General features: G+C 68.7%; 12 protein-coding genes and 1 pseudogene. 1 reads left to right on the top strand and 12 read right to left on the bottom strand.

The window, feature by feature from the left end:
• Positions 1–95 precede the first annotated feature (95 nt).
• Complete coding sequence (locus tag H5411_RS36035) at positions 96–1,292, bottom strand: RNA polymerase sigma factor (protein ID WP_183126401.1); 1,197 nt, start codon at positions 1,290–1,292, stop codon at positions 96–98.
• Positions 1,289–1,669 (bottom strand): YciI family protein, encoded by a 381-nt coding sequence (locus H5411_RS36030; protein ID WP_183126400.1) that lies wholly within the window; start codon positions 1,667–1,669, stop codon positions 1,289–1,291. The genes H5411_RS36035 and H5411_RS36030 overlap by 4 nt, the downstream gene beginning before the upstream one ends.
• 103 nt (positions 1,670–1,772) lie before the next feature.
• Between H5411_RS36030 and H5411_RS36025 the strand changes: the two genes are divergently transcribed.
• Complete coding sequence (locus tag H5411_RS36025; RefSeq protein WP_167441966.1) at positions 1,773–2,195, top strand: YybH family protein; 423 nt, start codon at positions 1,773–1,775, stop codon at positions 2,193–2,195.
• Positions 2,196–2,245: 50 nt separating this feature from the next.
• Here H5411_RS36025 and H5411_RS36020 read toward each other — a convergent pair whose 3' ends face one another.
• The 10 genes and pseudogenes from H5411_RS36020 to H5411_RS35975 all read right to left on the bottom strand — a co-directional run.
• Entirely contained in the window at positions 2,246–3,358 is a 1,113-nt protein-coding gene (locus tag H5411_RS36020; RefSeq protein ID WP_101437054.1) for an ABC transporter ATP-binding protein, read from the bottom strand.
• On the bottom strand, positions 3,355–4,350 hold the full coding sequence (locus H5411_RS36015; RefSeq protein WP_101437053.1) for an ABC transporter ATP-binding protein: 996 nt from the start codon (positions 4,348–4,350) through the stop codon (positions 3,355–3,357). The genes H5411_RS36020 and H5411_RS36015 overlap by 4 nt, the downstream gene beginning before the upstream one ends.
• 4 nt (positions 4,351–4,354) lie before the next feature.
• The gene (locus H5411_RS36010) at positions 4,355–5,290 is read right to left on the bottom strand and encodes an ABC transporter permease (protein WP_101437052.1); all 936 of its coding nucleotides are present in this window, start codon (positions 5,288–5,290) and stop codon (positions 4,355–4,357) included.
• The gene (locus H5411_RS36005; RefSeq protein ID WP_101437051.1) at positions 5,287–6,288 is read right to left on the bottom strand and encodes an ABC transporter permease; all 1,002 of its coding nucleotides are present in this window, start codon (positions 6,286–6,288) and stop codon (positions 5,287–5,289) included. Before H5411_RS36005 ends, H5411_RS36010 begins: the two co-directional genes overlap by 4 nt.
• 87 nt (positions 6,289–6,375) lie before the next feature.
• Complete coding sequence (locus tag H5411_RS36000) at positions 6,376–8,067, bottom strand: ABC transporter substrate-binding protein (protein WP_167441965.1); 1,692 nt, start codon at positions 8,065–8,067, stop codon at positions 6,376–6,378.
• Positions 8,068–8,493: 426 nt separating this feature from the next.
• Positions 8,494–8,970: a uridine kinase family protein gene (locus H5411_RS35995; protein ID WP_312878684.1), complete on the bottom strand. Its 477-nt coding sequence runs from the start codon at positions 8,968–8,970 to the stop codon at positions 8,494–8,496.
• A 44-nt stretch (positions 8,971–9,014) separates the two neighbouring features.
• On the bottom strand, positions 9,015–9,452 hold the full coding sequence (locus tag H5411_RS35990; RefSeq protein ID WP_101437049.1) for a DUF2304 domain-containing protein: 438 nt from the start codon (positions 9,450–9,452) through the stop codon (positions 9,015–9,017).
• Between the two features lie 9 nt (positions 9,453–9,461).
• Positions 9,462–10,166, bottom strand: coding sequence for a glycosyltransferase family 2 protein (locus tag H5411_RS35985; protein ID WP_101440968.1), 705 nt, complete (start codon positions 10,164–10,166; stop codon positions 9,462–9,464).
• A 60-nt stretch (positions 10,167–10,226) separates the two neighbouring features.
• On the bottom strand, positions 10,227–12,173 hold the full coding sequence (locus H5411_RS35980; RefSeq protein WP_183126399.1) for a DUF6541 family protein: 1,947 nt from the start codon (positions 12,171–12,173) through the stop codon (positions 10,227–10,229).
• An 83-nt stretch (positions 12,174–12,256) separates the two neighbouring features.
• Positions 12,257–12,932: pseudogene (locus H5411_RS35975) on the bottom strand (hypothetical protein); the annotation flags it as partial.

Here is a 12,932-nt window from a genome sequence, read left to right as displayed (position 1 = left end):
GTGATTCGTGCCTGGTCTCCGCAGGGTACCCAGCTGGCGAGGTCTCTCGCGTCAGCCTGGAGTCGGGGGTGGGGTCCGTCTTCCGGCCGGGTTTTTCAGGGTTTTTCCGACATAACACGCAAAGCACGCGATTCGAAGTACGCCCGTTCCGGCAGGCTCAAGGTGCGCTGGGCGGCGCGGACGTAGCTGTCGCGGGCACCTCTCGGGTCGCCGGACAGCTCGAGGAGATGGGCACGGACGACGTCGGCCCGGTAGTGGTCCAGATGCTCGATCGCGTCCAATTCGGCGAGAGCGACCGCCGGGCCCTCGACACGGGCGAGCGCGACCAGGCGGTTGAGGCTGACCATCGGGCCGGGGGCGATCTGCCGCAGGAGGTCGTACAGCATCAGGATCTGCGGCCAGTCGGTGGCGTCGGCGGTCGGGGCCTCGTCGTGCACGGCGGCGATCGCGGCCTGCAGTTGGTACGGACCCACCGGCGTGGTCGCCAGCGCGTGTTCGATGAGCGCGCTGCCTTCGGCGATCGCGGACGCGTCCCAGAGCGAGCGGTCTTGTTCGGCCAGCGGCACCGGAACACCGTCGCGGCCGGTGCGGGCCGGGCGGCGGGCGTCGGTGAGCAGCATGAGGGCGAGCAGTCCGGCGACCTCGCCGTCACCGGGCAGCAGAGCGTGCAGTTGCCGGGCGAGCCGGATGGCCTCGGCGGTCAGTTCGACGCGGTTCACCGCGTTGCCGGAGCTGGCGGTGTGGCCTTCGGTGAACACCAGATACAGGACCTGCAATACCGCGGCGACGCGTTCCGGGAGCTCTTCCCGCGGTGGGAGGGCGAATTCCGCGCCGCGCAGTTTCTGTTTCGCGCGGCTGATCCGCTGGCCGATCGTCGGCTCCGGGACCAGGTAAGCCCGCGCGATCTCCGCGGTGGTCAGGCCGCCGACGGCGCGCAAGGTGAGAGCCACTTGCGACTGACGGGTCAACGCGGGATGGCAGCAGAGCAACAGCAGCGTGAGGGTGTCGTCCTGCTGCGGCACGAGTTCGAACGACGGCGGTTCCAGCGCGGCCACCGTCTCCTCACGACGGATCCGCGCGGCTTCGTTGCGCCACATCTCGATCCGCCGGCGCGAGGCGGTCGTGATGAGCCAGGCCTTCGGATTGTCCGGGACCCCGTCCTTCGGCCACTGCACGGCGGCGGCGAGCAGGGCCTCCTGCACGGCGTCCTCGCATTTGCCGAAATCGCCGTAGCGGCGGACGAGCGCGGTCAGCACCTGCGGGATGAGGTCGCGCAGGAGGCTGTCGATCACAGCTCGAAGTCCACGTCGCCGGTCAGCCCCATCACGGGCCGCACCTCGATCGTCGCGAACGGGGCCTCCGGGATCCGCGCGGCGATCTCCAGCGCACGGGCCTCCGAATCGCATTCCAGCAGGTAGAACCCGGCGAGCTGTTCCTTGATCTCGGCGAACGGGCCGTCGGTGGTGCTCACGCCGTCCGCGGTCACGTTGACCTGCTTCGTCAGCTCCGGCGCGGCCAGCCGTTCGGACACGATCCGCTCGCCGGTACCGTCCAGCTCCTCGTGCAACCGCTGGTAGGCGCGCAGGCCCGCGGCCTTCTGCTCGTCGTTCATCCCCGCCCAGGCCGCGCGCGACGCGGGGTTGCCGTAGATCAGGACCAGATACTTCATCGGGAGCCTCCTCGAAAAGTTTCTTCCACTCCTGATGTCGAAACCGAGCGGACGGCTTCGACGTCCCGGACGAACACCGCTTCCGGAAAAAGGAGAACACAAAATGTCCGAGAACGAGATCCGCGATCTGCTGGCCGAGCGCACCGCGGCGATGCACGCGAAGGACGCCCGGCGGGTCGTCGCGAGCTACGCGGAGAAGGCGGTCAAGTTCGATCTCGCGCCGCCGCTGCGCACGACCGGCGCGTCCGAGGACTACGTCGCGCAGTGGTTCAGCACCTTCGACGGACCGATCTCCTACACGTACCACGACGAGGAGATCACCGTGTCCGGCGATCTGGCGGTGGTCGCGGCGCTGGCGAAGCTGACCGCGACGCCGCGGGGCGAAAGCGAATCGTTCGCCCTCTGGTTCCGCAGCACATTTGCCTTGCGGCGCAGCGGAAACGGCTGGCTGATCGCGCACGAGCACAACTCGACGCCGTTTCACATGGACGGTTCGTTCCGCGCCGCCGTCGACCTCCAGCCCTGAAAAACGGTGAAGGGCTCCTCGAATTCCTTCGAGGAGCCCTTCACCGGCGGTCAGAGGATCTCAGCGGCCGAACCGACGTCCGGCGGGCCGAGGTCCGGGTTCAGCGCCCCGGCGTCGACCAGTTCCACCTCGACCTGGTGCGGCTGGATCCGCCCGTCGCGGATGTCCTCCGCGTAGTGGCAGGCCACCCGGTGCCCGTCGCCGATCTCGCGCAGCTGCGGACGATCCGTGGTGCACAGGCTTTCCTGCTTCCACGGGCACCGCGTGTGGAACCGGCAGCCCGACGGCGGATTGGCCGGCGACGGAAGGTCGCCGGCGAGCAGGATCTGCTCGCGGCTGTCCTCCACGACCGGGTCCGGCACCGGGATCGCCGACAGCAGCGCCTTCGTGTACGGGTGCAGCGGGTTCTGGTACAGCTCCTCCGACGTCGTCTCCTCGACCAGCGCGCCGAGGTACATCACGCCGATCCGGTCGGAGATGTGCCGGACCACCGCGAGGTCGTGCGCGATCACCACGTAGGTGAGACCGAGCTCTTCCTGCAGATCCTCCAGCAGGTTCACGACCTGCGCCTGCACCGAAACGTCCAACGCCGACACGGGTTCGTCCGCGACGATCAGGTCCGGCTCCACCGACAGCGCCCGCGCGATGCCGATGCGCTGGCGCTGGCCGCCGGAGAACTCGTGCGGGTACTTCCGCAGCGAGGTCTCCGGAAGGCCGACCGCGCTCAGCAGCTCGCGCAGCCGGGTCGCGGTCGATTCCTTGTCCTTGTCCAGCCCGTGCGCGCGCATGCCCTCGACGAGGATCGACTCGACCGACTGGCGCGGGTCCAGGCTCGACATCGGGTCCTGGAACACCATCTGCATCCGCCGCCGCGCCTTGCGCAGCTGCTCGCCCTTGAGCTGGGCGACGTCGGTGCCGTCGAACACGACCTTGCCGTCGGTCGGCTCGTTGAGCCGCAGGATCGCGCGGCCGAGCGTCGACTTGCCGCAGCCGGATTCGCCGACCAGGCCGTAGGTTTCGCCGCGGCGGATCGACAGGTCGACCCCGTCCACCGCGTACACGTGGCCCACCGTGCGGTCCACGACGATGCCGCGTTTGATCGGGAAGTGCACCTTGAGGCCGGTGACCTCGAGCAGCACCTCGTCGGTGTTCGCCACCGTCATCGGGTTCCTCCTCCTGCCGCCACGGCGGGTTCCACCGGGTTGTGGCAGCGCAGCAAGCCGTTCCGGTCGGGAACGAGCTCCGGCGAATCCTCCAGGCAGGCCTGGATCGCGTTCGGGCAGCGCGGCGCGAACGCGCACCCGCCGGCCCACGGGATGTTGTCGGCCACCGAACCGCGGATCGGCACCAGCTTCTCGCCGCGGCCCTCGTCGAGCCGCGGGATCGAGGCCAGCAGGCCGTGCGTGTACGGATGCCGCGGCTGCGCGAACAGCGAATGCCGCTCCTGGCGCTCCACGATCCGGCCGCCGTAAAGCACGTTGACCTCGTCGCAGAGCCCGGCGACGACGCCGAGGTCGTGCGTGATCATCACCAGCGCGGTTCCGGTGTCCTGCACCAGTTCCCGCAGCAGCGCGAGGATCTGCGCCTGGATCGTCACGTCGAGCGCGGTGGTCGGCTCGTCCGCGATGAGCAGCCGGGGACGGCACGCCAGCGCGATCGCGATCAGCGCGCGCTGGCGCATCCCGCCGGAAAGCTGGTGCGGGTACTCGGAAAGCCGCCGCGCCGGGTCGGGAATGCCGACCTTGTCGAGCAGTTCCGCCGCTTCGACCCGCGCCTTCTTGCGCGGCATGTCGCGGTGGCGCTCCAGCACCTCGGTGATCTGCAGCCCGATCGGGATGACCGGGTTCAGTGAGGACAGCGGATCCTGGAACACCATGCCGAGATCGCGGCCGCGCCGGTCGCGCATTTCGCGGTCGGACAGGGTCAGCAGATCGGTGCCCTCGAACCGCACCGAACCGCTGACGGTGTTGCCGCGCTTGGCGAGCAGCCGCATGATCGCGAGCGAGGTCACCGACTTGCCGCAGCCGGATTCGCCGACCAGACCGACCGTCTGGCCGGGTTCGACGTCGAAACTCACGCCGTCGACCGCGGTGAACGGACGCTCGCCGCGGCGCTGGAACACGACCTTCAGGTCGCGGACTTCGAGAAGTGCCACGGGGTCACCGCCGGTTCTTCGGGTCGAGGGCTTCGCGGAGGGACTCGCCGAGCAGCGTGAACCCGAGCGCCACGATGATGATCGCGATCGCCGGGTAGTACGCCAGCTCGGGCCGGATGTCGAGGAAGTGCTGGGAAGCGTTGCCCAGCATCAGTCCCCACTCCGCACGGGTCGGGTCCGGGTCGCCGAGGCCGAGGAACGACAGCGCCGCGGCCTCCAGGATCGCGGTCGCGAGGGTCAGCGTCGCCTGCACGATCACCGGGCCGAGCGAGTTCGGCAGCATGTGCCGGAACACGATCGTCGTCCGCTTCACGCCGAGCGACGTCGCCGCCAGCACGTGGTCCGCCTCGCGCTGGGCGAGCATCGAACCGCGCAGCAGCCGGGCGAAAATCGGCACGCCGATGATCGACACCGCGATGATCACCGTCCACTGGCTCGGCTTCGCGAACAGCGCCGCGATCGAAATCGCCAGCAGCAGCGAGGGAAACGCCAGCAGCACGTCGACCAGTCGCATGAGGACGGTGTCGACCCAGCCGCCGAAGGCACCCGCGAGCCCGCCGATGAGCGCGCCGAGCAGCACGCCGATCACCGTGGCGAGCACGCCGACCAACAGGGTCTGCTGTGCGCCGATGAGCAGCCGGGACAGGAAGTCGCGGCCGAAATCGTCGACGCCGAGCGGGAAACCGGGCTGGGCGCCCGGGATGATGCCGCGGCCGAGGATGACCTTGTCCTGCAGATACCGGACCTGGGGGTCCTTCGGCGCGAGGAACGGCGCGAAAATCGCCAGCAGCAGGAACAGCAGGGTGATCACGCCGCCGACGATCGCCACCGGGCTGCGCACCATCCGGCGCAGCGCCTCGGCGCCGAGGCTCCGCCCGCCCGCCGACGCCGCGGCGAGCTTGTCGATCGGCTCTTTCTTCTTGTTCAGCAGAGTGTTCACCGCACACGCACCCTCGGGTCGATGAGCCCGTAGGAAATATCCACGAGCATGTTCACGAGCACGTAGACCAGTGCCCCGAGAAGCAGCAGCGCCTGCAGCCGCGGGTAGTCCCGCTTGTCGATCCCTTCGGCGAGAAGGAATCCAAGGCCGCGGAAGTTGAACACTCGCTCGGTCAGCACGGCGCCGCCGAGCAGCGCGCCGGTCTGCAGGCCGATCGTGGTGATCACCGGCAGCAGCGCGTTGCGCAGCACGTGCCGCTGGCGGACCACGGGCTGGGTGAGGCCCTTCGAGTTCGCGGTGCGGATGAAGTCCTCGTTGAACACGTCGAGCACCGACGCGCGGGTGATCCGGGTGATCACCGCGAGCGGAATGGTGGCGAGCGCGAGCGCGGGAAGAATGAGGTGCTTGATCGCGTCCCAGACCGCGTCCCATTCCCCGGTCATCATTCCGTCGAGAACGGCGAAATGCGTGACGACCGTGGCGTCGATGCCGGGGGCCTGCCTGCCTTGCGACGGCAACCCCAGCGGCGTGGACAGCAGGTCCTGCATCATGTAGCCGAGGAAGAAGATCGGCACCGCGACGCCGACCAGGGTCAGCACGATGATGACGTTGTCGACGATCTGGCCGCGGAACCGGGCGGCGAGGTAGCCGAACGAAATCCCGAACACCACGGCGACGATCATCGCCGAGACGCCCAGTTCGATCGTGGCCGGAAGGAACGTGCTGATCTCCGACATCACCGGACGGGACGAGACGAGCGAAGTACCGAAGTCACCGGTGACCGCGCGGCCGAGGAATTTGAAGTACTGCACGAAAATCGGCTGGTCGAGACCCAGCACGTGGTTCAGGTTCGCCAGTTTTTCCGGGGTCGCCTTGTCCCCGAGCAGAGCGGACGCGGGCCCGCCGGGGAGGGAACGCAACCAGGCGAACACCAGGATGGACAGGATGAGCAGCGTCGGGATCGCTTGTAGCAGCCGACGCACGAGAAAACGGAGCACGAGTAGTCCTTTGTGTACAGCCCGGGAACGAGGCCAAGGGCAGGCGCGGTAGCACCTGCCCTTGGCCTGGCTGCTCAGTGGAGCACGTCAGCCGATCGTGACGTTGTCGAAGCGTTCGTCGGTGAGCGGGCTGGCCACCACGCCCTTGATCTTCGGGCCGACCACGATCGCCGGCGTCGGGTAGGCGATCGGGATGGCGGGCAGGTAGTCCATGATCTTCTTGTTGGCTTCCTGGTACGCCTTGGTGTGGGCGTCGCCGGCCGGCGCGGCGTCCGCGTCGGCGAGCGCCTTGAAGATGCCCTGGTTGTTCTGGTCGGTGAGGCCGAACTCCGGCTTCGGGCGGCCGAAGAAGGTGCCGACGAAGTTGCCCGCGTCGTTGTAGTCACCGGTCCAGCCGAGCAGGTGGATGTCCTGCTTGCCGTTCTGCTGCACGTCGTCCTTGTACCCGCCGTTCCACGACTCGGCGACCGGCTGCACGTTGATGCCGATGGCCTTCAGGTCCTCGGAGATCGCGGTGTAGGTGTCGGCCGGGTTCGGCATGTAGGGCCGGGTGACCTCGGTCGGGTAGTAGAACTTCAGCGTCATGCCCTCGGCGCCGGCGTCCTTCAGCAACTGCTTGGCCTTGGTCGGGTCGTACGGGTACTTGGTGACGTCGTCGGTGTAGCCGGAGATCGCCTTCGGCACGAACTCGGTCGCGACCTCGGAACCCTCGGCCAGCTTCGAGCGCACGAACTGCTCGCGGTTGATGCCGTACGCCAGCGCCTGGCGGACCCTGGGGTCCTGCAGCTTCGCGCCGTTGGGGCCGGCCTGGTTGATGCCCAGGTAGAGCACGTTGAACGACGGGCGGATCAGGACCTGCTCGCCGTCGTTGCGCAGCAGCCCGTAGTCCGAGGGGGCCGGGAAGTCGTATCCGTTGATGTCACCGGCCTTGAGCGCCTGCTTGCGGGCGTTCTCGTCCGGGATCACCTTGAACACGAGCTTGTCCAGCTTCGCCGGCTGCGGCATCGTGCTGGTGTCGTTGCGCACCAAGGTGATCTGGCCGTTGCCCTGGTCCCAGCTCTCGAACTTGAACGGGCCGGTTCCGGTCGGGTGCTTGTAGCCGTACTCCGGATACGTGATCGACGTGCCGGAGCCGGTGACCTTGTCCGCGTTGTACTTCTGCAGCGCGGTCGGGCTCTGAATGGCGAACGACGGCAGCGTGAACGCGGCCGGGAAGGCGCCCTTCGCGCGGTTCAGGTTCAAGACGGCGGTGTGGTCGTCCTTCGCCTCGCAGCTCTTGTAGACCGGCTCGCCCTTGGTGGTGCCCTCGTTGTGCGCGAAGCCCTCGAAGACGTCGCCGTAGTAGATCATCTGGCTCTGGGCGGTGGCGCCCTTCATGTTGTACCAGCGATCGAAGTTGAAACAGACGGCCTTCGCGTCGAACGCGGTGCCGTCGCTGAACTTCACGCCCTGCTTGAGGTCGAAGGTCCAGGTCTTGCCGTCGTTGCTCGGCGTCCACTTCGTGGCGAGCGACGGGGCCAGCTCGGCGGTGCCCGGCTTGTTCTGGATCAGCGTGTCCAGCATCTGCCGGGTGATCCGGAACGTTTCGCCCTCGTCGTTGAAGATCGGGTCGAACATCTTCGGGTTGCCGGTGTTGCCGAAGACCATGGTGCCTCCGGATCCACCTCCTCCGGCCTCGTCGCGCTTCGATTCCGCACACGCGGACAGCGAGACCGCGAGCGCGCCCGCGAGCCCGATCAGAGCTGCCCGGCGTGTTCGGGTCAGCCGCAATTGCTGCATCTGGCACCCCTTGGGAATGTTCGGTGTATCGAAATTCACCGTCGGCGGTCAGTTCGGGAAGACCAGTGCGATCGGTGTGTTCGGTGACACTAGCGGGAACTCGGCCTCCGCTTAAGCACGTGAGGTTACGATCGCGCTACGTAAGCCCCAAATTGACCGCAACGTGTCGGCAATTGTGCGCTCTGCGTAGCGAAATCTGCCGGTTTGGTACGAAGAGTGGTGGTTTGCTCACCCGGTTGGCCTAACCGGCCGGTTGGCCGTTCCGGGTGCCGTGGATGTTCCGGAATCCCGCCGCGGGGCCGCCGGAGTTGCCCGCGAAGACTGCCTAAACGGCCCGAATGCACTCGAGTTTCCAGCGCTCGCGCATTCCGTGCAATAGCCGCTTTCGCCCGCCGCAAACCGAGGTCGAGCCAGGATTCCGGTTGTTCAGACCAGCTGGTCGGCGGCTTCGCGCGTGCCGTCGACCGCGAACCAGCCGCGCTCGAACAACTGCCAGCGGCGCAGTTCGCCGCGCGCCGCCTCGCCGTCCCGGGCGACCGCCCTGGACAACCGTTCGGCTTCGGTGCCGCCCTCGATCCAGCACAGCAGCGACAGCCGGGGCCGCAGCGCCCGGCGTCCGCTCGACACGCCTTCCAGCACCAGAACCTCGGGAACCTCGACGCGCACCAGTTCTCCGGGACGCGGTGTCCCGGAGGTCCAGTCCATCCGGCGATACTCGCCGGGCCGGCCCTGGGCCAGCGGCTTCAGCACGCCCTCCTCCAGCCGCGGCCACCACGCGACGGGATCGTCCCAGGTGGCGAAGGCGTCTGTGCTGACCAACGCGGCGCGCGAGCCGAGAGCTTCGACCGTCTCGGCGGCGAGGGTGGATTTCCCGGCCCCGGACGGACCGTCGACGGCGAGCACGCGGACGCCGCCGAGCCGGGGCGGAGCGGCGAGCAGTGCGGAGATCAGGGAACGCGTGCCGGGCTCGCTTCGGGCAGGCCGTCCACATTGTCCGGTGGGGACGTGCGCTTCTCCAGTTCGGCGATGCGCGCTTCGAGGGCGCGCTGGGTGTCTTCCAGTTCGCAGCGCAGCAACGCGGTCTCCTCGACCGAGGTCCGCACCTCTTCCTCGAGGTGCCCGACCTCGGTCGAGAGCTGCAGCGCGACCAGCGCGAGGACCACTCCGGACAGGAAGAAGACGAAGTTCGACGGGGTCGCGACCCCGGTGAGATGCGCCAGGAACTCCGCGACCGGCGGGACCACCGCGAGCACCACCACGCCGATGGCCACCAGGAGCCAGATGCCGGCGTACTTCTCGCGCAGCTTGCGCCGCCGCATCATCTCGACGACGACGAGCAGCACCAGCGCCGCGATGACGATGCTCAGTACCTGCCAGCCTGCCATGGAGCCTCCCTACGCCGCGTCGGACGAGTCAACGGACGGACGGCGGCGCACGAGCGCGAGCAGCAGCGCGAGCCCCGCCCGGCCCAGGTACACCGCGGACTTCACCGGAGAATGGCTCGGCGTGCCGCCCGCCCGTTCGCGCATGACCACGGGGGTCTCCCGAATGGACAGATTCGCCCGGATCGCCATCACCAGCGCCTCGATCGTGTCGCCGAGGTACTCGGCCGGGTAGTAGCCGGCGAACAGGCGGATCGCACGCGGGCCCATCGCCTTGAACCCGGAGGTGACGTCGGTGAGCTTGCTGCCGGACAGCCGGCTGAACACCAGTGCCAGCACGACCATCGCGTACTTGCGCGGCCCGACCGCGCGGTAGGCGCCCTTGCCGGCGAACCGGGAGCCGATCGCGATGTCGGCGCCTTCGTCGAGCAGCTGCAACAGGGCGCCGACCTCGTCCGGGTCGTGCTGGCCGTCGGCGTCGACCTGGACGACGGCGTCGTAGCCGCGCGCGGCGGCGTACCGGAAACCGGTGCGCATCGCGCCGCCCACGCCCAGGTTCACCGACAGCCGGGCCACCCGGACGCCGGCGGCGCGGGCGAGTTCGGCGGTGCGGTCGGTCGAACCGTCGTCGACCACCAGCACGTCCGCGCTCGGCAGCGACTGCTTGACCTGGGCGAGCACCGCGGAAATGCTGTCTTGCTCATTGAGCGCGGGCATCACGATGAGCACTTGGCGAGTGCTCACGGATGTGCTGGACACGGCAGTCACCTTAACCGCTCACTGACCGTTCGCTGTGGTAGGGCTGGCCACGCCGGACTGTCCGGCGATCTCGTAGATCGTCGCGCCCTCGTTGTGGAACACCACGCGGAACTCCGGTCCGGGCCGGACCCGCGCCACGCCGGCGGACTCGACCGCGTTCTCCGCGGCCTTTCCGTTGCCCTGGATGAGATAGCGCACCCGCAGGTCGGTGAGATCCGCCCGGACCTGCTGGTACTTGTCGATGTCGTCGACCCACGCGCTCAGGTAGGCGGCCTTGGTGTTCGCCCCGGCGCCGTAGAAAGTCCACTCGACCGGCTGAACCCCGGCCAGCGCGTACATCCACGCCGAACCGTCGGCCCGGTTGTTCATCACCCGCTCGCCGGGCGCGGTGTGCTGGCCGAGCCAGGCGAAGGCGGCTTCCTCGGCGGTGGACACCGTCGGCCCGTCCCGGTAGGTGACGGCCATCCGAGTCGCGTTGCGGCCGATGTAGCCGCCCTTGCTCAGACCACCGCACACCAGCCCGAGCAGGACGACCGCGACCACGCCGAGCGTGGCCGGCTTGAGCTTGACCCTCGGCTGCGCCTTCCGCACGAACCACGCGGCCGCGGTATGCGCGAACTCTCCGAACGCGACCGCGCCCGCCAGCGGCACCAGCGCCGCGATCCGCCAGTGGTCGTTGTAGAAGAGGCTGGTCAGGGTCTGCATGAGCGGCGAGTTGATGGACACCGTCAGCATGAAGAGGCCGCCGAACAGCACATACGCGGCGACCAGCCACAGCATCCGCCGGTGCCGCACCAGCAGGACGAGCCCGGCGAACGCGGGCACGCCGATCCACCACTGCGGAAAGTCCGACATCGGAGAGAACATGATCGTCTGGCCGAAGCCGCCGGCGAGCGTGGTCTCCGGCGCCCAGTACGCGCTCGTCACCCCGCCGGCGTTGTACAGCGAGGGCAGCACCAGCGGCACGCCGAGCGCGATCGCCAGTCCGCCGGTCGCGATCAGCGAGGGCAGGCTGCGCCGCCATTCGATCTTCTCGAAACGGCAGAGAACGGCGACCAGAATGAGCAGGAAATAAACAACGACCACGAACACGACGCTGGTGTGCAGACCGCACAACCCGGCCACGCCGACGCCGATCGCGACCGGGCCGGCAATGCCGTTCGGCTTCAGCAAATAACGGCTCAGCGCGAGCATCGCCGGAATCAACGCGACGCCGGCGACGTAGGGCCACAACGGTCCGCGCCACAACGAGTCGTACGGGAAGGCGCTGAACCACGTGCTGACCGCGGCCGCCGCGGCGGTGCCGAGCGCGGGCATGCCCCAAACCCGGCACAGCGCGGCGATTCCGAACGGCACGGTGAAAATCACCGCCAGCGCGGCCAGGTTCAGCGTGGGCATCATGGTCAGCCCGCCCTTGCCGAAAACCAGCGCGAGCAGGGCGTGATACGTGTCCGGGTAGAAATAGTTCGTCTGGTTGGGCAGGTTGGCGATGGTGCCCACAGTGGACGGCCGGGCGTCGCCGTGTTCGGCGATCCAGCGGACCAGATTGCCGTGGAACGGCGCGTCCCAGCCCTGGTGCACGGTGTTGATCCCGTTGGTGCCGCGCAGGAAAGTGACCGCGCCCACGCCCACTGCGGCGACGACACCCGCCGCCATCACGAGGTGGTCGCGCAGCGGCAGCTTCTCCAGGTCCTCGCCCGCCCAGTCCGGGTGCCTGCGAGCACGCAGCCGCAGCACCGCGAACGCCAGCCCGAAGCCGACGACGGCGAGCACCAGCGTCCACAGCGCGACGTTGAGCAGCGACCAGCGGATGCCGAGGCCGCCCAGCACCGGGACGCCGAGCGCGACGACCCCGAACGTCAGCAACGGCGCCGCCGCGGCGAGCGTCCACCCGCGCAACCGGATAGCTGCTCCGAAGACGAGCCCAGGCACCCAGAATGCGAGCAGCACCAGAAGAACGTTCATCGAATTCGAATCCAACCCTGATTGGCTTTCGCCATCCGACGCACGCCGGGAACCGGCGGCTCGGAACTCACACTACTGCGACGCTAAGAACACGCTTCACCCGTGTCGGAGGTTGCTTCCGCGGGAGAATTGGCGAGTACGAATCCCAGCACGACGGCGAGCCCGGCCATCGGCGCGACGGCGAGCGAAACGACGGCGCGCACCACGGTGTCGCCCGGAACGGCGAGCAGCAGCGCCGAAGCGGTGACCGCGACCACCGCCCAGGTGATCAACACCCGGTTGGCCTGGGCGCGCGCCACCAGCACGGCGGTGAGCAACTGCATCGGCACCAGCAGCACCGAGGACCACACGAGTCCGGCGACCGCCCAGCCGTCCACGTGGTACTTGGGGCCGTTGACGAACTGCACCGCCCACGGGCCGATCAGCATGCCGACCAGCGCGCCGAGCGCGGCCAGGGCGAGCGCGGCGAAGGTGCCCAGCAGCAACACCCGGCGCAACCGGAGCCTGCCGTCCGCGGTGGCGGAAAGCCGCACCACGAAGGGCACGGCAAGCGACTGCACCGGCGCGACCAGCGTCAGCGGCAGCCGTGCGATGACCAGCGCGGCGAACACCGCGCCGAGCCGGTCCCGGTCGCCGCCGGGGGCGAGCAGGCCGACCAGCGCGGGGTAACCGGTGATGACGCTCGCGGTGAGGGCGGCTCCGAGCAGCAGCATGAGCATGCGGCGGCTGGTGACCGCCCAGCCGTCGCCGGGCGCGCGG

It is taken from the genome of Amycolatopsis echigonensis, from assembly GCF_014174495.1.
Classification (GTDB): Bacteria; Actinomycetota; Actinomycetes; order Mycobacteriales; family Pseudonocardiaceae; genus Amycolatopsis; species Amycolatopsis echigonensis.
Note: the sequence above shows the minus strand (reverse complement) of the source record. Positions and strands in the feature narration are given on the sequence as shown.

Coding starts and splice junctions, on each gene's coding strand:
- H5411_RS36030 (WP_183126400.1), bottom strand. CDS start 1,669: ATGAAGTATCTGGTCCTGATCTACGGCAACCCCGCGTCGCGCGCGGCC.
- H5411_RS36025 (WP_167441966.1), top strand. CDS start 1,773: ATGTCCGAGAACGAGATCCGCGATCTGCTGGCCGAGCGCACCGCGGCG.
- H5411_RS36020 (WP_101437054.1), bottom strand. CDS start 3,358: ATGACGGTGGCGAACACCGACGAGGTGCTGCTCGAGGTCACCGGCCTC.
- H5411_RS36000 (WP_167441965.1), bottom strand. CDS start 8,067: ATGCAGCAATTGCGGCTGACCCGAACACGCCGGGCAGCTCTGATCGGG.
- H5411_RS35990 (WP_101437049.1), bottom strand. CDS start 9,452: ATGGCAGGCTGGCAGGTACTGAGCATCGTCATCGCGGCGCTGGTGCTG.
- H5411_RS35985 (WP_101440968.1), bottom strand. CDS start 10,166: ATGCCCGCGCTCAATGAGCAAGACAGCATTTCCGCGGTGCTCGCCCAG.
- H5411_RS35980 (WP_183126399.1), bottom strand. CDS start 12,173: ATGAACGTTCTTCTGGTGCTGCTCGCATTCTGGGTGCCTGGGCTCGTC.